The 23,475-nt window shown below is 65.4% G+C and carries 24 protein-coding genes; 6 read left to right on the forward strand and 18 right to left on the reverse strand.

From position 1 onward, the window contains the following. The 15 genes from AC3WRR_RS20440 to selB all read right to left on the reverse strand — a co-directional run. Positions 1–354 (reverse strand): iron-sulfur cluster assembly protein (locus AC3WRR_RS20440; RefSeq protein ID WP_492297965.1); only part of this gene is annotated, 354 nt, incomplete at its 3' end. A 253-nt stretch (positions 355–607) separates the two neighbouring features. Further along, positions 608–1,645, reverse strand: a complete 1,038-nt coding sequence (locus AC3WRR_RS20445) for a tetratricopeptide repeat protein (protein ID WP_492297967.1) — start codon at positions 1,643–1,645, stop codon at positions 608–610. Then, positions 1,642–2,052 carry a cytochrome c-type biogenesis protein gene (locus AC3WRR_RS20450; protein ID WP_439672595.1) on the reverse strand — a complete coding sequence of 137 codons (411 nt, stop codon included), beginning with the start codon at positions 2,050–2,052 and terminating at the stop codon, positions 1,642–1,644. Before AC3WRR_RS20450 ends, AC3WRR_RS20445 begins: the two co-directional genes overlap by 4 nt. A gap of 40 nt (positions 2,053–2,092) precedes the next feature. Further along, on the reverse strand, positions 2,093–2,656 hold the full coding sequence (locus AC3WRR_RS20455; protein WP_492294376.1) for a DsbE family thiol:disulfide interchange protein: 564 nt from the start codon (positions 2,654–2,656) through the stop codon (positions 2,093–2,095). Further along, a complete protein-coding gene (locus AC3WRR_RS20460; protein ID WP_492297969.1) occupies positions 2,653–4,623 on the reverse strand; it encodes a heme lyase CcmF/NrfE family subunit in 1,971 nt (656 codons plus the stop codon). The genes AC3WRR_RS20455 and AC3WRR_RS20460 overlap by 4 nt, the downstream gene beginning before the upstream one ends. After that, entirely contained in the window at positions 4,620–5,078 is a 459-nt protein-coding gene (ccmE, locus tag AC3WRR_RS20465; protein WP_037023989.1) for a cytochrome c maturation protein CcmE, read from the reverse strand. Before ccmE ends, AC3WRR_RS20460 begins: the two co-directional genes overlap by 4 nt. Beyond that, entirely contained in the window at positions 5,075–5,272 is a 198-nt protein-coding gene (ccmD, locus tag AC3WRR_RS20470; RefSeq protein WP_010809674.1) for a heme exporter protein CcmD, read from the reverse strand. Before ccmD ends, ccmE begins: the two co-directional genes overlap by 4 nt. Positions 5,273–5,316: 44 nt before the next feature. After that, complete coding sequence (gene ccmC / locus AC3WRR_RS20475; RefSeq protein WP_010809673.1) at positions 5,317–6,054, reverse strand: heme ABC transporter permease CcmC; 738 nt, start codon at positions 6,052–6,054, stop codon at positions 5,317–5,319. Then, positions 6,054–6,725, reverse strand: coding sequence for a heme exporter protein CcmB (gene ccmB / locus AC3WRR_RS20480; RefSeq protein WP_010809672.1), 672 nt, complete (start codon positions 6,723–6,725; stop codon positions 6,054–6,056). Before ccmB ends, ccmC begins: the two co-directional genes overlap by 1 nt. After that, positions 6,707–7,363 carry a cytochrome c biogenesis heme-transporting ATPase CcmA gene (gene ccmA / locus AC3WRR_RS20485; protein WP_010809671.1) on the reverse strand — a complete coding sequence of 219 codons (657 nt, stop codon included), beginning with the start codon at positions 7,361–7,363 and terminating at the stop codon, positions 6,707–6,709. The genes ccmB and ccmA overlap by 19 nt, the downstream gene beginning before the upstream one ends. An 18-nt stretch (positions 7,364–7,381) precedes the next feature. Then, positions 7,382–7,798 carry a globin family protein gene (locus AC3WRR_RS20490; RefSeq protein ID WP_010809670.1) on the reverse strand — a complete coding sequence of 139 codons (417 nt, stop codon included), beginning with the start codon at positions 7,796–7,798 and terminating at the stop codon, positions 7,382–7,384. Between the two features lie 80 nt (positions 7,799–7,878). Beyond that, positions 7,879–8,454 (reverse strand): Tll0287-like domain-containing protein, encoded by a 576-nt coding sequence (locus tag AC3WRR_RS20495; RefSeq protein WP_011616907.1) that lies wholly within the window; start codon positions 8,452–8,454, stop codon positions 7,879–7,881. A gap of 54 nt (positions 8,455–8,508) precedes the next feature. Beyond that, positions 8,509–9,873 (reverse strand): ammonia-forming cytochrome c nitrite reductase subunit c552, encoded by a 1,365-nt coding sequence (locus AC3WRR_RS20500; protein ID WP_492298008.1) that lies wholly within the window; start codon positions 9,871–9,873, stop codon positions 8,509–8,511. 69 nt (positions 9,874–9,942) lie between these two features. Beyond that, complete coding sequence (locus AC3WRR_RS20505) at positions 9,943–11,913, reverse strand: FAD-dependent oxidoreductase (protein WP_492297972.1); 1,971 nt, start codon at positions 11,911–11,913, stop codon at positions 9,943–9,945. Between the two features lie 576 nt (positions 11,914–12,489). Further along, positions 12,490–14,400, reverse strand: coding sequence for a selenocysteine-specific translation elongation factor (gene selB, locus AC3WRR_RS20510; protein ID WP_010809666.1), 1,911 nt, complete (start codon positions 14,398–14,400; stop codon positions 12,490–12,492). Between the two features lie 532 nt (positions 14,401–14,932). Here selB and AC3WRR_RS20515 point away from each other — a divergent pair. After that, positions 14,933–15,889, forward strand: coding sequence for a Dyp-type peroxidase (locus AC3WRR_RS20515; RefSeq protein WP_010809665.1), 957 nt, complete (start codon positions 14,933–14,935; stop codon positions 15,887–15,889). Here the strand turns inward: AC3WRR_RS20515 and AC3WRR_RS20520 are convergent. Then, positions 15,886–17,418, reverse strand: coding sequence for an FAD-dependent oxidoreductase (locus tag AC3WRR_RS20520; protein ID WP_058698618.1), 1,533 nt, complete (start codon positions 17,416–17,418; stop codon positions 15,886–15,888). The two genes, AC3WRR_RS20515 and AC3WRR_RS20520, sit on opposite strands and share 4 nt — an antisense overlap. Positions 17,419–17,438: 20 nt before the next feature. On the opposite strand from AC3WRR_RS20520, the gene AC3WRR_RS20525 reads away from it, so the two are divergent. The 5 genes from AC3WRR_RS20525 to AC3WRR_RS20545 all read left to right on the forward strand — a co-directional run bounded on the left by AC3WRR_RS20525 (position 17,439) and on the right by AC3WRR_RS20545 (position 21,718). Next, positions 17,439–18,227 (forward strand): DUF1345 domain-containing protein, encoded by a 789-nt coding sequence (locus tag AC3WRR_RS20525; RefSeq protein ID WP_234788276.1) that lies wholly within the window; start codon positions 17,439–17,441, stop codon positions 18,225–18,227. Positions 18,228–18,334: 107 nt separating this feature from the next. Then, positions 18,335–18,619 carry a CppA family protein gene (locus AC3WRR_RS20530; RefSeq protein ID WP_011616901.1) on the forward strand — a complete coding sequence of 95 codons (285 nt, stop codon included), beginning with the start codon at positions 18,335–18,337 and terminating at the stop codon, positions 18,617–18,619. Positions 18,620–18,732: 113 nt separating this feature from the next. Continuing rightward, the gene (locus AC3WRR_RS20535) at positions 18,733–19,836 is read left to right on the forward strand and encodes a malate/lactate/ureidoglycolate dehydrogenase (RefSeq protein ID WP_010809661.1); all 1,104 of its coding nucleotides are present in this window, start codon (positions 18,733–18,735) and stop codon (positions 19,834–19,836) included. Between the two features lie 75 nt (positions 19,837–19,911). Continuing rightward, a complete protein-coding gene (locus AC3WRR_RS20540; protein WP_010809660.1) occupies positions 19,912–20,820 on the forward strand; it encodes a 2-hydroxy-3-oxopropionate reductase in 909 nt (302 codons plus the stop codon). 31 nt (positions 20,821–20,851) lie between these two features. After that, positions 20,852–21,718 (forward strand): DMT family transporter, encoded by an 867-nt coding sequence (locus tag AC3WRR_RS20545; RefSeq protein ID WP_010809659.1) that lies wholly within the window; start codon positions 20,852–20,854, stop codon positions 21,716–21,718. Here AC3WRR_RS20545 and AC3WRR_RS20550 read toward each other — a convergent pair. Continuing rightward, positions 21,715–22,278, reverse strand: a complete 564-nt coding sequence (locus AC3WRR_RS20550; protein WP_010809658.1) for a flavin reductase family protein — start codon at positions 22,276–22,278, stop codon at positions 21,715–21,717. The two genes, AC3WRR_RS20545 and AC3WRR_RS20550, sit on opposite strands and share 4 nt — an antisense overlap. Further along, complete coding sequence (locus AC3WRR_RS20555; RefSeq protein WP_439672583.1) at positions 22,275–23,453, reverse strand: acyl-CoA dehydrogenase family protein; 1,179 nt, start codon at positions 23,451–23,453, stop codon at positions 22,275–22,277. The genes AC3WRR_RS20550 and AC3WRR_RS20555 overlap by 4 nt, the downstream gene beginning before the upstream one ends. Positions 23,454–23,475 lie beyond the last annotated feature (22 nt).

Raw genomic sequence — 23,475 nt, forward strand, 5'->3', positions numbered from 1 at the left:
GTTCACGGCCGTGGTGGACTTGCCCACCCCGCCCTTGCCCGACGCCACCGCAATCACGTTCTTCACGCCCGGCAGCAGCTTGACCCCGCGCTGCACCGCGTGCGCGACGATCTTCATGGTCACGGCCACGCTGACGTTGCTCACGCCCGGCACTTGCCGCACCGCAGCAACCACCAGCTTGCGGATCGGATCGAACTGGCTCTTCGCGGGGTAGCCGAGTTCGACTTCCAGCGAGACATCGCCGCCGTCGACGCGGATGTTCCTGGCCGAGCGGGTGGACACCAGGTCCTTGCCCGTATTGGGGTCGATGACGGTGCGTAGGGCTTCGGTGACCTGCTCAGTGCTGACGCTCAAGACATACTCCGCTGCTGGTGAATGTAGGGATGCATGCACCAGGCGTGCTTTGGCGGCGTGGCGGCAATGCTGGAAAGATAACTGCTCACCCACTTAAGGTAAATTCATATATTCTTAGCCGACGCATAAGCAATCCATTAAGTTGCGATCAAGCAGCACATCGCGGGACCACAGAATCCGCTACTGAGACGCTGGGCGGCGTTGTGGGCAGCGGCAGCTGGTCGTCTACCCTATGATCGTCGCGGATCAACCCTCATTTCCTTACCGTATCAATCAACAGCTGGATGCCAGCAGCGCCCACCTTCACCTGTACCGCCCCGCTTTCCAGGTCGCCTGGCTGGCCGATCGCCTGGCCGGAACGTGAGATTCGTGCGACAACCATCGCGCTTTCCCGCTCACTCAGGCGCGCACCGCCCATCACCGCCATGCTCTCGTCCAGCGAAAACGCCACCGGCCAGCGTCCAGGCACTGCCTTGAAGACAGCCAGCGGCATCGGCGGCCCTTGCAGCCCGCGTGCGAATACGTAGAGCGTGTCGGTGCTGCCAACAGACGCCTGCAATTCGGGCGCAATTGCTACGGTGCCGGAAAGCTGCTTCTTGTTGCCCGCAACAGCCGAACCGATCCCCACCTGCGCACGCGCTCCGGCAATGTTGGCCTGCAGACGGCGTAGCTCTTCGGAATCGGCTGGCAGCAATGGCGCCAGGCGCGTCCAGTAAACAATCGCGTCGGCAGGGCGCCGGTCATTGAAGGCAAAGCTGCCCGCCAGCCACAGCGACTTCACATGCTGCGCATCAAGTGCCAGCGCGCGTTCAACAGCCTTCTGTGCCTGCGCATCAAAAGTGCCCCCTGTTTGCGCAGTACGCGCATCGGCATAATCGGCAAGCTGCGGTGCCGCGGGTGCCTTCAGCACGAATGCGCGCTCGAACGCCGGCACCGCCTCGGCGAAACGGGCTGCGGCATAGTATGAGCGCGCGAGCAACAGTGCGGCATCGGCATCGCCAGGCCGTTGCTGCAGATGCGCCTCAAGACGCTTGATCAGATGCGGAATCGACGTTTCCCGCGGCGTTGCTCCTGACCCGCTGCCGGATTCCGGCCCGATCAGGTCCGGCCGGCCGACAGCAAGATACCCTGCCAGGGCCACCAGCGTGATAGCTAGCCCGGCCAGGAACTGAACCCGGCGCGCCCGGCCTTTCGCAACGGCGATACCTGCCACCATTGGCTGCAATACGGTCAGCAGCGCACCAATGGTCAGGGCGGTGGCGAATCCCCAAAATACCTGCGCCGATGTCATATGCTTCCCTCCTCGTTGCCGCCAGCCTTACCCGCCCGCTCGCGTGCCCGCGATCCGGCAGCATGCCGGTAGAGCACCACCATTCCCACCAACATGAGCAGGAACGGGCCAAGCCACAGGAGCCAGGTGGTGGGCTGCAGCGGCGGGCTGTACAGCACGAAATCGCCGTAGCGCTGCACCATGAACTCGGTCACATCGCGCTCGCTTTTCCCATCGCGCAGCATGCCGGCAATCTCGCTGCGCAAGTCAATCGCCAGGCTGGCATTGGAATCGGCAAGCGACTGGTTCTGGCATACCACGCAACGCAGATCGACGGCCAGCCTCATGACCCGGGCCTGCAGAGCCTGCTCGGCATCGGCCTGTGCCGGCTCGGCGCCGATTGCATTGGCCAGCAGACCGCCCAGCAAACACCCAAGTACGCACCACCGGCGAACGCTTGATTTCATGTCAGCCCCCTTTTCCCCTGCTTGCCAGTGCTACGTCCGGCTCGTTCTCGAGCGCCGCCAACATCGGCAACAGTTCTTTGCGCACCACCTCCTCGGTCAGCGGACCGACATGCTTGTGGCGTATCACGCCGCGACGGTCAATCACGAAGGTTTCCGGAACACCGTACACGCCGTAGTCGATGCCGACCCGGCCATCGGCATCGAACAGACTGGCGCGATAAGGGTTGCCGTGCCGCGCAAGCCAGGCACCGGCCTCGTCGCGCCCATCCTTGTAATCCAGCCCATAGATGGGCACCCGGGTAAGGCGCGCCAGCTCCATCAGCTTCGGATGCTCCTCGCGGCAGGCGCCGCACCACGATGCCCAGACGTTCAGCACCCAGACCTGTCCGCGCAGATCGGCAGGCGCCACAGTTTGCTGAGGCGCGTCCAGCAAGGGCAGCCTGAAAGCCGGCGCGCTCTTGCCGATCAGGGGGGATGGCAGACTGCTCGGTCTCGGCGCAAGCCCGAGGCCGAGCAGCAGCAAGAGCATGATGAAGATCGCAGCAGGAACAAACCGTCGCATCATTCCACCCCCAGGTTCAGCGGCGTGGCGGCCGGCGCGGTGCGCGCCCGATAGCGGCGGTCGCCGAGCGCAAGCAAGCCGCCAAATGCCATCAGCAGGCAGCCGGACCAGATCCAGCTTATGAACGGCTTGTGGTAAAGCCGCAAAGTCCAGCTACCGTCGGACAACGCTTCGCCAAGCGATACATAGAGGTCACGCGTCAGGCCGGGATCGATCGCCGCCTCGGTCATCACCTTGCGCTGAACCGGATAGAAGCGCTTCTCTGGCCGCAGCAATGTCACCAGCTGGCCGTCTCGCGTCACCGTAATGCTCGCGCGCCGGGCCTGGTAGTTGTCGCGCGCCAGTGTTTCCACCGAGTCGAAGCGGAAGCGGTAGTCGCGGAACTCGAGCGAGTCGCCGACCGACATGCTCACCGTGCGTTCGCCTGCATAGCCGCCGACCATGGTGACCCCGACAATGCACACTGCAATGCCAAGGTGCGCGATCAACATGCCGTGGAACGACAGCGGACGGGCGGCCAGACTGCGCAACGCCCCTGCCCCGCGCCGGTCGCGCACGCTCTCGGCCGCGGTCGCGACCAGAGCACAGGTGATCCAGCCGGCCAGGGCGAGGCCGAGGCTGATGCCGATGCTCGATGTGCCTAGCAGCCAGGGCGTGACCAGGCCAAAGGCAAGCGCCGCGGCCAGCGCCCATTTCAGCCGACGCTTCAGATCCGGCAGCGAAGCATGCTTCCAGCGCATCAGCGGGCCCACGCCCATCAGAAACAGCATTGGCACGACCAGCGGCACAAACACCGCCTCGAAATACGGCGCACCGACTGATATCTTCGCCAGGCCCAGGCTATCGAGCGCCAGCGGATAGACTGTGCCCAGCAAAACAGACGCGGTTGCTACGGCCAGGAACAGATTGTTCAGCATCAGCACCCCTTCGCGCGAGAACGGCGCGAACGCCGAACTGCTCCGCACGCGCCCCATGCGCCACGCGTACAAACAGAGTGCGCCGCCGACGATGAATGCGAACAATGACAGCAGGAACACGCCGCGCCCCGGATCCGCGGCAAAGGCATGCACGGAGGTCAGCACGCCGGAGCGCACCAGAAAGGCGCCCAGCAAGCTCAGGCCAAAGGCGGCGATCGCCAGCAACAGGGTCCAGCCGGCGAATATGCCCCGCTTTTCCGTGACCGCCAGCGAATGCATGAGCGCGGTGGCAAGCAGCCATGGCATGAAGGAAGCATTCTCGACCGGATCCCAGAACCACCAGCCGCCCCAACCCAGTTCGTAGTAGGCCCAGGCACTGCCAAGGGCGATGCCGAGTGTCAGGAACAGCCAGGCGCCGATGGTCCATGGCCGGCACCAGCGTGCCCAGAGTGAATCGATGCGCCCGGTCAGAAGGGAGGCCACCGAGAACGCGAAGGGCACCGCCAGTCCGACATAGCCGATATACAGCATCGGCGGGTGGATCACCAGCCCGATGTCCTGCAACAGTGGGTTGAGGTCACCGCCGTCCGGGGGCGCCGGCCACAGGCGCTCGAAAGGATTCGAGGTGAACAGCATGAAGCAAAGGAAGCCGCTCGACACGATGCCCAGGACGGCCAGCACGCGTGACGAGAACATCAGCGGCAGGCTGTCGCTGCGCCAGCTCACCAGGGCCGACCAGGCTGCCAGCAGTAGTGACCAAAGCAGCAACGATCCCTCATGGCCGCCCCAGGCGGCGGCAAAGCGATAGATCGCCGGCAGGCTGCTGTTCGAGTGGTTTGCGACATAGCGCACCGAAAAATCGTTCCCCAGCAGCGCCGCCAACAGGAAAACAAAGGCCAGCGAGAGAAACAGGAACTGCATGCGTGCTGCGGCATGTGCGGTGCGCATCCAGCCATCGACGCCGCGCACCGCCCCCAGCAGCGGCAGCGCCGCTTGCGACAGCGACAGCGCGAGCGCAAGCGCCAGGCACCATTGACCGAGTTCGGGAATCATCTGGCCCCACCTTTCTGCGCCGCTTCGGCGAGCTTGAGCGAAGCGGCGACCTCCGGCGGCATGTACGCTTCATCATGCTTGGCCAGCACCTCCTCGGCCGCGAAGATGCCGTTGCCACCCATGCGGCCGAACGCAATGGCACCCTGCCCTTCGCCAAACAAATCGGGCAGCATGCCGCGGTAGACCACCTGCACCCGGTTGACCGTATCGGTCAGTATGAAGGACGCCCCCAGCCCATCCGGGGCGCGCCGCAGGCTGCCGCGCTCGACCATGCCGCCAAGGCGGAAGGCCTTGTCGCGCGGGCCCTCCCCTGCCGCGAGCTGGCTTGGCGAGAAGAAGAACACCATATTGCTGCGGAAGGCATTCAGGATCAATGCGGCAGCCGTCCAAAGCAACAGCAATCCCACGGCGATCATGAGCAGGCGTCGCCCGCGCGCCTTGTTGAGCATCCTCATTGCGTACCCCGTTGATCTTGCAGCCGCATGCCGGGCGCGGCGGGGTGCGCATCTGCCAGCGTGCGCCGAGTCGACACGCCGCAGCGCAGTACCAGCAGGACTTCGACAGCGAACAGCAGCGCCGTCACGCCGTATGCGCCCCAGACGAAAGCGCCTTGGCCACCCATCGAAAAAAATCCATTCAGATCCATCATTCCCTCCCTGCTGTTGAGCGCGTTGATCCGAGTGCGCGTCGGTTTCAGATGTCCTCGCCTTGCCGCCACCACCTGCGGCCGGCCTCGCTGCGCGCGATCAGGCAGCGCACCCGCGCCAGCGCGACGGCGATCGCATACATCCAGAAGGCGAAGGTCATGCCCAGCATGGCAACGATCATGATGCCGGCCATCTGCGGCGCCTTGGTCAGACTGACCGATGCCCCCTGATGCAGCGTGTTCCACCAGGTCACGGAGAAATAGATGACCGGCAGGTTGATCAATCCGACCAGCGCCAGCACCCCGCCGGCCCTGGCTGCGCGCCGTGGATCGTCGATCGCGGCCTGCAGCGCGATGAAGCCGAGATAGAGGAACAGCAGCAGCAGCTCGGAGGTCATGCGCGCGTCCCATACCCAGTAGGTGCCCCAGGTCGGCTTGCCCCAAAGTGCGCCGGTCCACAACGTGAGGAAGGTGAACAACGCACCGCTGGGCGCCAGCGCGGTTGCCATCAGCGACGACAGACGGGTGCCGAACACCAGGCCAAGCCCGGCGTAGACGGCCATCACCACGTAGATGAACATCGACATCCAGGCGGCCGCGACATGGATGAACAGGATGCGGTACACCTCGCCCTGGCGGAAATCGGGCGGCGCCACCACCAGGCCAAGGTATAGCGCCATCGCGCCAGACACTGCGGCAGCAGCGCCAAACCATGGCACCAGATGCCCGGCGAGCGGATAGAAGGCTTGGGGCGCGGCGTACTTCCAGATATTCAAGGTGGCCATCAGACAGACTCCAATCCAATCCTGAGCGCCGCGGCGGTGGCCCATGGCGCCGACGCAACGGCAGTCAGCAGGCATGCCCCCAGCAGCGAAAGATTCGCCTGCAATTCCGCCGCAGTGCTGGCGGCGGCGACGCCGCAGCCGAACACCAGTACCGGCGCTGCCAGTGGCAGCACCAGCAATGCCAGCAGCGGGCCGCCGCGCTGCAGCGACAGCGTCAGCGCGGCAGCGATTGCCGCGATCAGGCACAGCGTCGGCGTACCGAGCAGCAGCGACAGTGCCAGTTGTGCCAGCTCGCCGTCAGGCACGCCGAGCTGAACGCCAAGCAGTGGCGTCAGCAACACCAGCGGCAGGCCCGCCCCGAGCCAGAAGCCGGTCACCTTGCCGAGCACCATCAAGGTCAGGGACTGCGGCGCGAGCGCGATGACTTCCAGGCTGCCGTCGCGGAAATCGGATTCGAACAAACGCTCCATGCCCAGCAGCGTCGCCAGCAAGGCGGCGACCCAGATCACACCGGGCGCCAGCCTGGCGAGAAACATCCGCTCCGGGCCAACCGCCAGCGGAAACAGGCTGACCACCGCGACAAAAAAGGCGAGCGGTGTCAGCACCGCCGACGGGCGACGCCACGCCAGCAGCAGCTCACGCGCGATCAGTTTCAGGACCGGATCCAGCATGCCGCCTCCTGCTGCGATCGAGCGGCGATTGCCGGGATGGCAAGCTCGCGCATCCGCGCGGCCACCAGCCGCAGCGGGTAGTGGTTCGCAAACACCAGCATGCCGCCCGACTGCAGATGGTGTTCGCACAATCCCTCAAAGGCCCGGATGCTGGACTGGTCGAGTGCGGTGGTCGGCTCGTCGAGCAGCCATAGCTTCGCGCCACTGGACAGCACACGCGCCAGCGCAACCCGGCGCTGCTGCCCCTGCGACAACAGCCCGAGAGCGGTGTCGGCACCAGCGGCCAGCCCGACTTGTGCCAGCACCCGCTGCAGGTGCGCACGATCCGTGCGGCAACCGTACAGCGCGCAGGCACTGCGCAGGTTCTCCAGCGCGCTCAGCTCCGCTTTCAGGCCGTTGCGGTGACCGAGGTATGCGGAATCGGGCAGCGGCCGGCTCGCCGCCACCGCACACCCGTTCCATCGGATCTCGCCCGATTCCGGGCGCAGCAGGCCAGCCAGGATTCGCAGCAGGGTAGTCTTGCCGCTGCCGTTGGCGCCTGTGACATGCACCGCTTGCCCGGGCTCCACGCGCAGCCCCAGCCTGATGAAAATCGGCCGGTCGCCGCGCGCGGCGGTCAGTGACACTGCTTCCAGCATGGCCTCATTCCTCCTGAGTCAGTCCCAGGCGGTCGCGGCGGCGTCTTTCATGGCCCCGGCCAGGATCACGTAGGCGCTGGTCCAGGCGCCCTTCACCTCATCGGTAAAGGCGTCCCCGAGGCCGGCACCCAGTGTCCACAGCAGGGCGCCGGCCACGGTGTCGTAGTCCTCGTCCTTGACGCCATAGGCGACGTGGCGCCGGCCGAGTTCCTGTACAGCGGGAACGATGTCGTCGAGCTGGTCCAGTTTCGTGACGACGGTATTGATCATCGCCATCAGCTTGCGCCCCTGTTCAACGGTGTCGCCCTTGAACAGTGGCCTCAGCGAGGGATCCATTTCGAACAGCTTGCCGTAGAACAGCTCGGCGGCCTTTTCCTTGATCGGCACCACCTTCTGCCAGGAGCTTTGTACCAGGGTGATCTCTTGCGGTGTCATGGAATATTCCTTTACTTGATAATTGCGATCATGTAATCCGCTACTGCCTTCACGTCGTCATCGCTCAGCTTTTCGCTGGCTCAATTGCTGACAGGGATGCGCAGCACCACGCCACCCATCACGTCGCCAATCTTGAAATTGGTGCGCGGGCTGTCCTTATGGCCGTTGTGGCAAGTGACGCAGGCCGGCGCGATCGCCGTGTCGGCGTACACGGCGGTGAAATAGGTCTTCTTGCCGAGAGTCTCTTCCTTGTAGAAGTTCTTTCCGGGGTTCTTGGCGACGAAGTCCAGCCCTTCCTTCTCCACTGGGGTTTTCGCAGCGTTCTGCTTATTCAGCGGCCACAGGGACAACAGCGAATAGCTGAAATTCGGCTTGCTCTTGGCTACCTCCTCCGCGCCGAAGCGAAACATCTGCGCCGGCAGCACCAATGTCTTCTCATCCTTCCAGTGCTCAGTCGCCTTGATCACCTTCTCTTCGTTCTGCAGGCGGTTGACGATCAGGCGGGTATACACGGTCCGGTCGGCCGCCATCACGGCGTGCAGGGCATCCGCCATTTCCTTTGGACTGATGCCGGATGCGTGTGCGGGAAAGGCGCTAACGGCCAGCGCCGCGCCCATTGCCAGACTGCTTGCCTGCAAGTTCGCATATCGTTTCATTTCTCTCTCCTTCACTGTTGAAAAGAAGCCCGCAAGCGCCAGAACGACGCGCAGCTACGGCGTGCTTCGCTTGCTGCGCGTTTCTGCATCCTTGGCCACAGCCATGTCGATACTCTTCACGTGCCGGGCCGGCATGCCTTTGAAGTTGTTGTCGATCAACGTCTTGTCGGCCAGCGCGTCGATCGAGAAGCCGAGCCCGTGGCAGCTTATGCACGTGGTCCGTATCATTTTTTCGTTCGGCCGCAGGGTATCGTTCTGGTTGTGCTGAACCACGATGCGCGAGCCTTCGTCGGTGGACATCCGCACCCGCGGCATGTGGCAGTTGGCGCATGTCACGCCAGAACCGGGCGGCGCCTGTCCGGCGGTCTCCTTTTGCCACAGCGCGTAGTGCGGCGAACTCTTGTAGGCCAGGGTGTGTTTGTCGTCATGGCAACTCATGCATGACTCCACCGCCGCTGTCCTGGCATCGAAGCGATGGGCAGAATGGCAGGAAGTACAACCAAGTTCCGTGTGGGCAGCCGCTTCCTTCATTGGCAGACGGGCGTCGCCGGGCGTCATCGGCGTCAGGCCTTGCGCCAGTCGCATGCCGTGCTTTCCCGCCAGGAACCCCTTGGCCTCGGCCGCATGGCATCCTTCGCACGCTGCTGGGCTGCCTGGGTGGTCACTCCATTTCGTGGAACCGTCCTTGCCCTTCGTTGCATGGCAACCGGTGCAATTGACGCCAGCCCTGGCATGCGCGGTGCCGAGCCAGTCGGCCTGCAACGCCGTACTGCCGCGCTTGCCGTGCGGCGCATCCTGCTCGGCTGCCGAGAGTGTCCGGAACGGATACTTCGCCGCCGGGTAGCCGCTCATCTCACGCACCGCTACGGCAAAATCGCGCTGCGGCAGCAGCGGCTTTTCGTTCAGCTTGCCGCCCTGCGCATGCTTTAGCAGGAAATCTTCGTACAGCGCGCGATTGTCGTGATAGTTATGGCAGCCGGCCGCGGTGCAGCTGTCGAACTTGAAGTCCTTGTGGTCCGACGGCATCTCGTCCGGACCGGCATGACAGTGGTAGCAGACGTCCTGCGGCTGCGTTACGCCCATGGCAAGCGTCGTGCGCGGCTTGTGCTCCGCATGGCAGGTGACGCATGCCTGCGCATCGATCTTTCCCAGCCGCTCGGCATTGCGCGGATCGTCGAACTTGCTGGCCGGATGCGAATCTCTGGCTTCCTTCAGCTCATTCTCATGGCATTTGACGCATGCCTCCTGGATGGCCTCCTGGCCGGCGAACGGCTTGCTGTGGCAGCTCTCGCACGCCAGTTCGATCTGGTAGTGGCCGTGGCTGGTCTGACCCGGCAGGAATGCCATGCGCGCGGATACCAGGAGCGGATGCCTCGCCGCCTCCTTGTAGAACAGCCCAATCGAGAAATATGCCAGCATCGCCACGCTCAACACACCCCAGTAGACCCACAGAACTCTGCGGCTTTTGCTTGCCATCGCTGGTAGGCTCTAGAAATAGTAAGTTTTGAGAATGTGGAACCCGAGCAGCACGGGTACCGGCCAGAACAGCAAGATGTGCACCCAGGTGCTGTTGTCGCGCCAGCGCCGAACCAGTGCCACTGGCAGGCGATGCCCTTGCGCGATCATCAGCCCCGACATGCTGCCCGCCAGAATCAGGCCGGTGAAACTCGCCATCAACAGGAAATTCAGCTGGCTGCCAAGCCTGCCTCCCGTATGCGCATAGAGTCCCGCCAGCACACCCAATCCGAGCACCACATGCAGCACGCGCCAGACGGCAAAATCGCCATAGCCAAGGCGCGACCAGCGCTTCCGGAATGAGAGAAGCAGGGCAAGTACGCTCAACCCGAGAATGGAAAATCCGCTGACCTGCTTATACAAACTCACCAGCCATAGCTCGTCCCAGCGCCACTGCAGCTGCACCGTCTTCGCAAAGGGGATGGCAGGCGCAACGAGTGCCAGCAAGGCGAGCGCCAGTGCCGCCGCGGCCGCGCCCTGGAGCGGACGATGCGCGCGCACCGGTTCTCGCATCACCGTGCCACCGGCCAGCTCAGCCAGCAACGGCTTGCACGAACCGCATACCGTAGAGGCACGCGTGCACGCTGCGAGTTGCTCGATCGAACGGCACCCGGCAGCCGCCGCTTCGCCAAGCTGACCGCGGGTAACGCCGGTGCAGTTGCAGACGACCGCGCTTGCCGGCCAGTTGACGACGCTGGCTTCGCCCTCCTGCCACAGCGAGCCGGTCCTGCGAAACCGCCAAAGCTGCCATGGCAGTATCCGGTGATTGCCGCTGACCGCGTCCTGCAGCCGACGCAGGTCTGCGCCTTCGCCGACCGCCATCGCACCAATCAGACGACCGCGCTCGACCAGCACCTTGCGGTAGATGCCAGCTTTCCTGTCTTCATAAGCTGCCGTGCTCGCCGAGCCGATACCGTCATGCTCGCCGACGCGGCCCACGCTGAACACCGGCATATCGAGCACTTTCAGGCGCGTTGCCTGTAGCGAACCGGCATAGCTGGCGTCGCCGCCGCAGATTGCATGCACGGCGACTGCCGCCTGTTCCAGGCCAGGGGCGACGATCCCGTACACTTGTTCGCGATGTTCCGCGCATTCGCCAACGGCGTAGATATGTGGATCGGACGTCTGCATGCGGTCGCTGACGCGAATGCCGCGCCCCACACTCAGGCCGGCCTGCAGGGCCAGGTCGGTGTTCGGCTTGATGCCGGCGGCAATCACGACGGTATCGCATTCGATGACATCGCCGGTGCGCAGGGTGATGCCGGTAACCGCTCCTTCACCATGCACGCGTCTGACCGCGGCGCCCGTCAATACCTGGATTCCGGCCGCCTCGACATGGGCGCGCAGCAGATCCGCGGCTGCCTGGTCCAATTGCTGCAACATCAGCCGGTCGTTGTTCTCAATGACCAGCACCTCGGTGTTGAAGCGCTGCATTGCGCGCGCCGCTTCCAGGCCCAGCAGCCCCCCGCCCAACACCACCGTACGGCGGCTGCGGATACGGCGTGCGAGCAGCCGCTGGGTATCGTTCATGTCACGGAAAACGTAGACATTGGCCTGGCCGATGCCCGGCACGTCCGGGATCCGCGGACGTGATCCGGTGGCCAGCACTAAGTGGGAATAGCGTTGCGTGCGCCCGGCCGAGTCTTCAATCTCCTGCGCGCCGCGATCGACATGCACCACTGCGCAATTGAGCCGCGCTGCGATCGCGGGTCCCTGCGGCAGTGCAAGCCCCTGCGTGAGCATGGCCCAGCTCGCATCGCCGGCAAGAAAGGAAGACAGGCGCACGCGGTTGTATGGCTCCCATGGTTCGTTGCCGTAGATCACCAGCGGAATGGAAGGATCGCGACGATGCAAGTCCTGCGCAAGCCGCACGCCCACCGGCCCGGTGCCGATCACGACGACCGGCGCTTGGACAGCCTTTGTGTTTGGTATCGATTGCAGCATCACTGACACCCCTGACTCCCCCTGTGCACCACTTACAGACAAAAAAAATGCATCCGGCCCAGCGAGCACCGCTCGCCTGACTCGGACGCCTTTGTCCCGGAATCACGACCACCGTTGGTCGTAACTACTAGTTAATGTTGCGCCGCCGTTGGCGCCTGGACATACCTAGCGCAAGTAGCATGCCAGCACCAAATGCCGTATTCGGACGATATTCGCTGAATTCTTTTTAAATTCACGCACAGTTTTCGTGCAGTGCATTAAAAATGGGAAAATGATGACTAATCGATGTATTTCAAATGAGCATGATCTTTATATCCAATTTAATTATGATATTTATCTCCTATTCCATCGAAACCGCGGACGCACGCGCATCGCGTCCGCTGGCGCACAGGATGCCGATTCCGGGATCGCGTGGTGGAGGTTCGTTACGAAAGTGCGAATCGTCGTATTGCTGTCACCGCAATACGGCCTCGAATTTGTGGATAAGGATGTAGTGTGGGGAGGAGGGAGGAGTGGAGAGCCCCGCAACGCTTGAGAATTCCCAGGAATCTCAATGGCGGCAGGCGGTTTTCCCTGTCAGAGCAACTCCAGCCAACGACTGTCCGTGCGCACCAGATGGCGGCCACGGTCGAAGCGCGTATAGCCAACACGGTCAAAAAACTCCAGGACCTGAACCGCACGCTTTCGTCCGAGTCCGGTGGCATTGCGAAATGCCCCGGCGACGACCGTACCGGCGTTCTTGCTGGCGTCGACAGCGGCGAGCAAGGCCAGCTCGCGAATAGCCTCCGGATCATAGAACAGGTCATGCACGACCTGAAACGTCTCGCCATGACGCGCGAGCTTGCGCATCAGTTGCCGCACCTTGTCTTCCGGCACGCCATGCGCGCTCGCCAGCTCGCGCACCCATGGCGGATCGAAGCGCCCCGCTTTCATGTCCTGCTGCAGCGTCGCGGCGAGCGTGCGATCCGCGTCGTCGAGCGTCACGGTGTGCTCAGGCAGGTGCAGCCAGGGGCCGGTCCGGACGATCTCGCCGCGCGCGCAGGCGTCATCGACGAGCGCGCACCACAACGCGTCTTGCGCCAGCGGTGCAGCGATCCTGCGCAAGCGCGCCACCTCCGGGCCAAGCACATCCGGCGAGCGTTGGTGGAATTGCCGGAGCGCAGTGGTCAATCGCCCCGTCAGCGCCCGCCACGCCGCGCCGGACACCAGCAAGGCATCGTTGCCCGGAAGTTCGATCACGCGCGTGTCACACGGCAGCTCGATGGCCGCCGCCGGCATGCCGCTCAGGCGTTCCAGCAATGCGCGCGACAGCCCGTGTGGCGCCTGCTCGAGCAATGCCCCGACCGATCCGGTGTCAAGCATGGCCTGCATCGCGTCGAGCCAAGCCAGCCGCGCCGGGGAACGGCGCTTGCGCGCGGGCGCGAACGGATCCAGTACATCGCCGCCGCCGATGGTGCGGCTGGCCTGCGCGTTCCTCACGACAAAGGGATCGCCAGGCAGCGCGCATACCGGCCGCTCGAACACAAGCTGCACGCGCGCGCGCTGGCCGGGCGCAAGCGTCGGGCCATCGAGCAGCGCGACATGCGCCACCTGGTGCTGCGTGCCCAGGTGAACATGCATGGGCGCCCAGTGCTCCAGCGCAGGGGCGTCCGGCAACAGGGTCAGCATCACATCGATGCGCTCCGACGCCTGCGCCAGGCGCACATCGACCACCCAGTCACCGCGCTCGATCGCGCCCTTGTCGATGCCGGCCAGGTTCAGCGCGCAGCGCTGCCCCGCCCGCCCGACAGCAGCAGGACGATTCTGCGCATGGATGCCGCTCACGCGCACAGACTCGTTCTTCGGCGCGAGCAACACCCTGTCGCCGACATGGATGCGCCCGGACACCACGGTTCCCGTCACGATCGTCCCCTGCCCGGCAAGCGTGAAGACCCGGTCAACCGCAAGGCGGAACAGCCCGTCGTCGCGCTTCGTTCGCGACGCGGCCGCCGCCGCATGCAGGTGCCGCTTCAACGCGCTCACACCCGGGTCGTCGGCGCGCATTGCACAGGTTTCAAAAACCGGTGCGTCTTCCAGCATGCTGCCGCGCCGGAAAGACGCGATCTCCTCACGCACCTGCCGTAGCCGCACGTCATTCACGCGATCTACCTTGGTCAACGCGATCGCGCCGCGCCGGATGCCGAGCAGTTGCACAATGGCCAGGTGCTCGCGCGTTTGCGGCATCACGCCGTCATCGGCGGCGACCACGAGCAGCGCGAAGTCGATGCCGCATGCGCCCGCGGCCATGGTGTGAATCAGCTTTTGATGGCCCGGGACATCGACCAGGCCGAGCACGTCGCCGTTCTCGAGCGGCACGTACGCATAGCCAAGCTCGATCGAGAAGCCGCGCGCCTTCCTTTCCTCCAGGCGGTCGGTATCCATGCCCGACAGCGCCCTGACCAGGCAGGTCTTGCCATGATCGATATGTCCTGCCGTGCCGACGATCATGGCTGCGTCAGGTAGCCCGGCAGACTGACGTGACGGAGACCATCAGGGATGGTCTCCGGGGTATCCTCGTCGTGATCATGCATGGTCTCCCCTATCCTTGTTTGAATGGCCGATGAGGCTTGCTGAAGCGTGCTTCGATGCCGCTTTGCTTAGTGTTCCTGCATCGTTGGAGACAAGATAATTGCCTGGCCACTTAAGGTAAATTCAGCGATTCTTTGCGTGCCTATAAGCGATGCCTTATGTGACAACGGAATGGACAAAATGACCCGCGAGACCTGGCTCAGCATGGACATTTTGTCCGTCGCGGAGGCCGCGCAGCGCTTGCCGCGCGCCCGAACCGCCTGACTACCCAAGGATGCCGTCACAGGCACAGGCCTTGCTCCAACTGCCTGGATTGACAACTGCAACTGACACTGCCTGGTCAGGAGAAAATGAAAGGTCAGAGGCGCCACTCAATTCGTGTAGGCTTATGCGTTGAATTCTCTTCCGTCAGCCCGCAAACCGAATCGGTATAACCAACATGAAGAGTCCGATGCCTACAAAGATCCCCGAACCACAGGCCGTTTCCGGCACAGTCACCCGCAGCGCCATATTCATCGTTGCGACGCTCACCGACGGCGACGACCACGCCGGCACCGTCCGCGCTTGGTGTGCCGACGTTGCCGCCGTCGTGCGCGCGGTCGGCCATCGTGTGCCGTCAGGCAACCTGTCCTGTGTCTGCGGCTTCGGCGCCGACGCGTGGGACAGGCTGTTCGGCAAGCCCCGTCCCGCGGCGCTGCACCCGTTCCGGGAGTTCGGCACCGGCGATCGCGTCGCCATCGCCACGCCGGGTGACCTGCTGTTGCACATCCGTGCCGAATCGATGGACCTCTGCTTTGAGCTTGCCACGCAACTGCTCGGCAAGCTCGGCGATGCGATCCAGGTTGTCGACGAGGTGCACGGCTTCCGCAACTTCGACATGCGGGCGATGATCGGCTTTGTCGATGGCACGGAGAATCCGGCCGGACGCGAGGCGGTCGATTTCACGGTGATCGGCGACGAGGATGCCGAGTTTGCCGGTGGCAGCTACGTCATCGTGCAGAAGTATCTGCACAATATGACCGCGTGGAACGCCCTTCCCGTGGAGACACAGGAACTGATCATCGGGCGCAAGAAACTGTCCGACATCGAACTGGACGAAGAGGTCAAGCCATCGTCATCGCACAGTTCGCTGACTACGCTGGTCGAGAACGGGCAGGAAGTGAAGATCCTGCGTGACAACATGCCGTTCGGCCGCCCTGGCGCGGGCGAGTTCGGCACCTACTTCATCGGCTACGCCCGTTCGCCCGCGCCGATCGAGAAGATGCTCGAGAACATGTTCGTCGGATTGCCGCCCGGCAATTACGACCGGCTGCTTGACTTCAGCAAGGCGGTCACCGGCAGCCTGTTCTTTGTCCCGTCGGCCGACCTGCTTGAAGGGCTTGCGGACCGCGCACTCGCCCCTGCCTAGTGTCCTGTCGTCTCCTGCTCGAACGCCACCTCCGCGCGAAGGTTCGCCAGGTCGCGCCCGACCGTGGCGACCGCAAGCCTTTTATCCTTGCCCCAATAGGTCACCGTACAGTCATGCGCGGCGGGATCGCCGTCGACATCGAAACGATCCCATTGCTCCGCGTGGCCTACGTAGTTGATGGCCACATCATAGTGCTGGGTCCAGAAGAATGGCACGGCCGCAAAGCGTTGCCGCTGTCCCAGGATATTTCGCGCTGCCACCACGCCCTGGCGCTCGGCGACCACCCAGTGTTCGACGCGGATACGCTGGCCCGTTCCCGGGTCGGGCCAGCGCGCAATATCGCCCGCGGCATAGATGTCAGGTTCGCTGGTCTGGAGGAATTCATCGACCGCCACGCCCTTGTCCAGTGCGAGGCCGGCGTCCTGCGCCAAGGCCACGTCGGGGCGAACGCCGATCCCGGTCACGACCAGGTCGGCGGCCAGCTCCGCGCCGGTCGACAATCTCACCCGATCCGGCTGAATCTCTGCCACCGTGGCCCCGAGATGGAACGTTACCCCGTGCGATTCGTGAAGCGCCTTGATCATGTCGCCGAGCGTCGCGCCCAGGACCCGCTCCATCGGATGCGCTTCGGGCGCGACAACATGCACTTCCAGTCCTCGCGTTCGCAGCGCTGCCGCGACTTCCATCCCGATAAAGCTTGCGCCCACCACGACGCATCGGCGTGCCGTGCCGAGACGCGCGATCAGGGCGTCGCAGTCGGCCAGCGTGCGGAGCACGCTCACGTGCGGCAAGGTTGCGCCAGGAACGTCCAGCCGTATCGGCACGGCACCGACGGCAAGCAGAAGCGCGCCGTAGCTCACGTTGCTGCCGTCCGAGAGCGTGACGGATTTTTGCTCGGGGCTGAGCTTGACGACACGGCTGTCGGAGCGCACGTCGATGTCGTGATCCGCGTAGAACGTCGGTGGCCGCATTGGCAGCCAGTCCGCGTTTGCTGTCCCGGCGAGGTAGTCTTTCGACAGATTCGGCCGATCGTACGGCAATGAGCGATCGGCACTCAGCAGCGTGACGGGGCCGCTATAGCCTTCGCGCCGCAGGGTTTCGACCGCGGCAGTCCCGGCGGCGCCGCCGCCGATGATCACCACGGATTCAGGGAGCCGGGCCGAGGCAAGCCTCGGTGGCCGCACCGCCGGCAGCGCTTCGCGGACGAAGGCCTTCCCGTCTTGCTGTTCCACGCGCCAGCATTTCAGATCGTCCTGGGCGGGCGGCCCGAGGACCTCGCCGGTGCGAAGACTGAAGCAGGCGTGATGCCACGGACATCGGATCGTATCGCCGACCAGCAGGCCGTCCGCCAGTGGCCCGCCATAGTGGGTACAGGTCGCACCGATGGCAAACAGTTCATCAGCCCGACGCACAAGCAAGACCGGTTTGCCGCCAACCTGGCCTGTGACCGTGCCGCCGTCAGCAAGGTCAGCCAGCGGCACGCCCTGGGTGAGATCGGGCTTATCCGTGGAGGAAGAGCTTTTGGTCATGGCGTCTCTCCTTGCCGGTCATGGCACAGGGCCATTATCGACCTCGAGGCCGCCAAATGAAAGGCGCATGCAGCGTAACAAACTGCGCGACGGCACGGATATTATTCACGCATGGCCAGCCTCCTTTCCTGACGAAGGGCCATCCGGATGAATACCCCATGAACAGACCCGCCCGCTTCGCTATCGGCAAGCGCATCGCACCCGCACGCTTTCTGCTGTGCGGCGCCATATTGATCGTTGCGACCTTTGCCGCGGGTGCGCTCGGCGCAGAGCCACGCATCGCCCTGCTGATCGGCTTCGATCTCGCGGCCCTTGTCTTCCTTGGCGCCGCGCTGCCGCTGTTGCGCGCCGATGCTGCGGCCATGCGGCGCACGGCGGAACACAACGATGCCAACCGCACAGCGCTGCTCACGATCACCGTGCTGCTCTCGATGGTGATCCTGGTCGCAATCGGCACGCTGATCGCGCGCCCCGAGACACCGCACTGGGCCGACATCGCGCTGATCGTCGCCACGCTTATCCTTTCCTGGCTTTTTGCCAACACCGTTTTCACGCTGCACTATGCGCATCTCTACTACCTCCAGACCGCCACCGGCGACCAGGGCGGACTGCAGGTGCCGGGCGTGCAGCACCCCAGCTATTGGGACTTCCTCTATTTCAGCTTCACGCTGGGCATGACTTTCCAGACTTCTGACGTGACCATCGCCGGCGCACACATGCGCAGGGTGGTCCTGGGCCACTGCGTGGCCGCGTTCCTTTTCAACATGGGGATTCTGGCGTTCACCGTGAACGCCCTGGGTGGCTTGTAGCCAACTTGGCCTTTCGCCCGAAGTGTTCCTGGACAAACTCCTTGCATCCCTCTGAATACTGTATATATTTACAGTACCTGTATGGATGAACAGTAGGAGTCCCGTCCATGGAACACCTGATCCGTGTGCAAAACGACTATGACCGCCAGGTGCTTGCCTGGCTGCGCGGTCGCATCGGCGATGCCGCGCTGCAGACCGCGGCGCTGCGCCTGGGCGGCCAGCGCAAGCCTTATCTGTCAACGATCTGCCGCAGCCTGGGCATCCGCCCGCCCAGCCGGCGCCAGTTCGCGGCCGAGGCGGCGCGCATGCACCGCGCGGTGGGCGATACCTACCTGGCCCGTATCCGCGAAATCCTTGGCCAGTCACCTGCCGAGGCTGCGCTGCGCCAGTAAGCAGTAGCCGATCACCGGCCATGCCGGCGCCACCAAGCTCGCGCCGGCCGTATCATGAAGCCCCGTTGCCGTCACACGGCACGGGGCTTTTTTCATCCCTAGCCAAGGCCGATATGAGCGAGCACCGCATCCCTACCGCCGCCCTGCACCAGTGGGTGGCCGATCTCTGGCTTGCCGCGGGCAGCAGCGCGCAAGAGGCGCGCCTGACGGCCGACCACCTGGTCGGCGCCAACCTGAGCGGGCATGACTCGCACGGCGTCGGCATGATCCCGCGCTATGTGCTGGCCTGGCAGGCCGACGAGCTGCAGCTGAACCAGCAGGTCAGCGTGCTGCACGATGCCGGCAGCATGCTGAGCCTGGACGGCAACCGCGGCATGGGCCAGGCGGTGACGGCGCAGGCCATGAACATGGCCATCGGCCGCGCGCGCGAGCATGGCGTCTGCGTGATGGGCCTGCGGCAGTCGCACCACCTGGGGCGCGTGGGCCACTGGGCCGAGCAGGCCACCGCCGCCGGCATGATCTCGATCCATTTCGTCAACGTGCTGTCCAAGCCCATCGTGGCGCCGCACGGCGGCTACGATGCGCGCTACGGCACCAACCCGTTCACCATCGGCGTGCCGGTGGCGGGCGAGCCGCCGCTGGTGCTGGACTTCGCCACCAGCGCGATTGCGCTGGGCAAGGTGCGTGTGGCCCACAACAAGGGCGTGCCGGTGGCGCCCGGCTGCCTGCTGGACGCGCATGGCGAGCCCAGCGCCGATCCTGCCGTGATGTACCCCGCCGACGGCGCGCCGCAAGGCGCGCTGCGGCCCTTTGGCGAACACAAGGGCCATGTGCTGGCCGTGATGTGCGAGTTGCTGGGTGCCGCGGTCACCGGCGGCCACACCATCCGCCCCGAAACGCTGCGGCATGAGCACGCGGTCTGGAACAACATGCTGGCGATCGTGTTCGATCCCGCGCGCCTGGGCAACAGCACGTCATTCGGGCATGAGGTGGCGGCGTTCGCCGACTGGATGAAGGCCTCGCGGCTGCAGCCGGGGCAGGATGGCATCCGCCTGCCGGGCGAGCCCGAACGGGCCTGGCGCGCCGCCCGCGCCACTCATATGCCGGTCGACGCCGGCACGCTGGCGCAGCTGGACGACGCCGCGGCGCGGGTGGCGGCCGCGCGCGCCGGCGCGCAGCCTGCGCCGGGGCCGCTGTCTGCGCTGGCGTGCGACTGACTATCATCAGAGATGAACCCGGCGTCGTGCGCGACGCACGGCCGGCCTGGCGCCTGACCACTACCGGACACTGACATGAGCAAGATCGGCTTTATCGGACTTGGCGTGATGGGCAAGCCCATGGTGCAGCACCTTGTCGACGGCGGGCATACCGTGTTCGCCCATACGCGCAGCGGCGTGCCGCAGGACCTTCAGGATGCCGGCGTGAAAGCCTGCGCCAGCGCCGAGGAGGTGGCGAAGCAGTCGGAAACCATCATCCTGATGCTGCCTGACACGCCCGACGTGGAGCGGGTGCTGTTTGGCGAGAAGGGGGTCGCTGACGGCCTTGCCGACACGGCAGGCGGCATTACCGTGATCGACATGAGCTCGATCTCGCCGATCGCCACGCGCGAGTTCGCGCGCTGCATCGAAGCGCTCGGCGTCGACTATATCGATGCGCCGGTCTCCGGCGGCGAGGTCGGGGCCAAGGCGGGCACGCTGTCGATCATGGCCGGCGGCAAGCAGGAAGTATTTGACCGCGTGCTGCCGATCCTGCAGCTGATGGGCAAGAACATCACGCGCGTGGGCGAGGCCGGCGACGGCCAGGTGGCCAAGGTGGCCAACCAGGTGATCGTGGCGCTGACCATCGAGGCGGTCAGCGAAGCGCTGGTGCTGGCCGCCCGCGCCGGCGCCGATCCCGCGCGCGTGCGCGAGGCGCTGATGGGCGGCTTTGCCAGCTCGCGCATCCTGGAAGTGCATGGCGAACGCATGATCAAGCGCACCTTCGACCCGGGCTTCCGCATCGCGCTGCACCAGAAGGACCTGGAGCTGGCGCTGTCCACCGCGCGCCAGCTCGGCGTGGGCCTGCCCAACACGGCGTCGTGCCAGCAGCTGTTCAATGTCTGCAGCGGGCTGGGCGGCGCGGGCTGGGATCATTCCGGACTGGTCAGGGCGATCGAGCACCTGTCCTCGTTCGCCATCGGCGACGAACCGCCCGCAGCCTGAACCACGCAGCGCCCACCGCCCACCCCGCCGCATGCCGCGCGCGAACACCGTGGTGCTGACCGCACTGGCGATGCTCGCCTTTGCCGGCAATTCACTGCTGTGCCGGCTCGCGCTGAAGGGCACCACCATCGACGCGGCCAGCTTTACGCTGGCCCGCGTCGCCGCGGCGGCGCTGGTGCTGTGGGTCATCGTCGTGGCGCGGCACCAGTTGGTGCGCACGGTCGTGGCGCAACGGCTGCCGCCGGTGGAAGGCAACTGGATTTCCGCGCTTGCACTGTTCTGCTATGCCGCGGCCTTTTCCTTTGCCTATGTGCGCCTCACCGCGGGGACCGGCGCGCTGCTGCTGTTCGCGGCGGTGCAGGCCACCATGACCGGCTATGGCCTCTATGCCGGCGAGCCCATGCGCCTGCAGCAATGGATTGGCCTGGCCCTGGCGCTGGCCGGGCTGGTATGGCTGTTGCTGCCAGGGCTGGCCACGCCGCCGCTGCCGTCCTCGCTGCTGATGATCGCGGCCGGCATCGCATGGGGCGTTTATTCGCTGCGCGGCAGGCGCGCCGCGGATCCCGCTTCCACCACCGCGGGCAACTTCCTGCGCGCGGTGCCGATGGCGCTGGCGCTGGGTGCGGTGATGCAGGCGCAGCGATCACTGGACGGCGCGGGGCTGGCCTATGCGCTGTTGTCCGGCGCCATCACCTCCGGGCTGGGCTATGTCATCTGGTATGCCGTGGTGCCGCAGCTGAAGGCCGCCATCGCCGCCACCGTGCAACTGAGCGTGCCGGTCATTACGGCGGCAGGCGGCATCGCGCTGCTCGGTGAAGCCCTGAGCCTGCGGCTGGCATTGAGCGCGGCCGCGGTGCTGGGCGGCATTGCGCTGGTGATCGCGGGCAAGCGCGGCTAAGGCGCTGGTACCTCAAACCCGCCTGCGTGGAACACCAGCGGCGCGCCCGGCGTCGATCCATAGGCCACCACCTCCACGACAAAGATCACGTGGTCGCCCACCACGCGCACCGAGTGGTGCCGGCAGATAAAGTACGCCAGCGTGCCGCCGATCAGCACCGTGCCAAACGGCCCGGGGCGGCAATCGACGCCCGCGAAGCGGTCAGCACCGCGCGCGGCGAAGCGCCGGCACAAGGCCTGCTGCCCGCTCCCCAGCACATTGATCGCGTGGCACGGCGCCGCACGCAGCGCCGCCAGGCTGCCGGAGCTGCGTGCCAGGCACCACAACAGCAACGGCGGTGCGAGCGACACCGAGGTAAAGGCATTGATCGTGACGCCGACCGGCTGGCCGTCGGCGTCCGCGGCCGTGACGATGGTAACGCCCGTGGCAAACTGCCCCAGCGCATCGCGCAAGGCCCGCCGCGCCGCGCCATCGTGGCTGATGGCGCGGGCCGGGTCGTCCTGGCCGCTGTCGTTGCAGGCTTGCGTGTCATACGGCAGCGGCGCCAGGGCGGGGATCATTGCGCGGCAGGCCGCACCTCGCCGGGCGGCGCATCGAGATCCAGCCCCAGTGCCATGCGCCCTGCGTACTCCTGCTGGGCACCGGCCTGCAGCGGATGGAAGCGCGCGCCCTGCGCATCGCGAAAGCGCCGCTCCAGCCCGGCATCGCGATAGAAGCCCGCGCCGCCGGCCAGGTCCATCGCCGCCTCGACCGTCGCCAGCACCGCGCGCGCGGCCAGCGTGCGGGCGCACATGATGCGGTTGGTGGTGACCGCGCCCGGCGCCTGCCCCGATGCCGCCGCGAACATCGCATCCAGCGCCAGCTGCGCGGCATCGGCCTCGTTGCACAGGCGCCCGGCGGCTTCCACCGCATGTGCGCTCAGGCGCCGCTGGCGCGCCAGCTGCAGCGCGATATCGCGCGCGGCCTCGGCCACGCCGACGTAGACCGCATAGATCAGCGGCAGCGCGATCATCGCCACCGTATGCATCATCGGATGCCACACGCCTTGGGGGCGGCGGGCGGCAATGGCGGTATCCGGAACCAGCACGCCTTCAAGCAGCACATCATGCGAGCCGGTGCCGCGCATACCCAGCGTGTGCCAGTTCGACAGCACGCGTACGCCCGGCGACTTCATCGGCAGCGCGAAATGCAGCACCGTGGGCCCGCTCTCCGGATCGTCATGGACGGCGCAGGTCATGAACAGGTCCGCCGCCGGCGCGCCGCTGGCGAAGATCTTGCGCGCATCCACGCGAAAGCCGCCATCCACGCGCGTAGCCTTGCCGCTGCCCTGCAGCCAGTCCGAACCGCCGCTGCCCAGCAGCACCATCTGCTCGCCCGCCACGCGCTTGAGCAGCCCCTCCACCGGCGCTTGCTGATTGCGCCAGCGCCACGCGGCCGTGGCCACCGGGTGGGTGTGCATGGCAAAGGCCAGCGCGGTCGATCCGCAGTACTTGCCCAGCTCGCGCAGCACCGCGCCCAGCTCCTGGTGCGACAGCCCGGCGCCGCCAAGTTCCTGCGGCACGGCCGCGGCAAAGAAGCGGTGCGCGCGCAGGTCGTCGTAGTTGGCGCTGACGAACTGCCCGCTGGCATCGATCTCTGGCGCGCGTGCGTCGAAGGTGCGGCCCAGGGTCGCGGCCAGGCCGAGCCAGTCGGCCTGTGCGCCTGCGCTGGCATCCGCTGCGGAAAGGGTTTCCATGGTGTTGTCTCCGGCTAGTCTG

This window comes from Cupriavidus sp. FW305-3-2-15-C-LB2 (assembly GCF_058787575.1).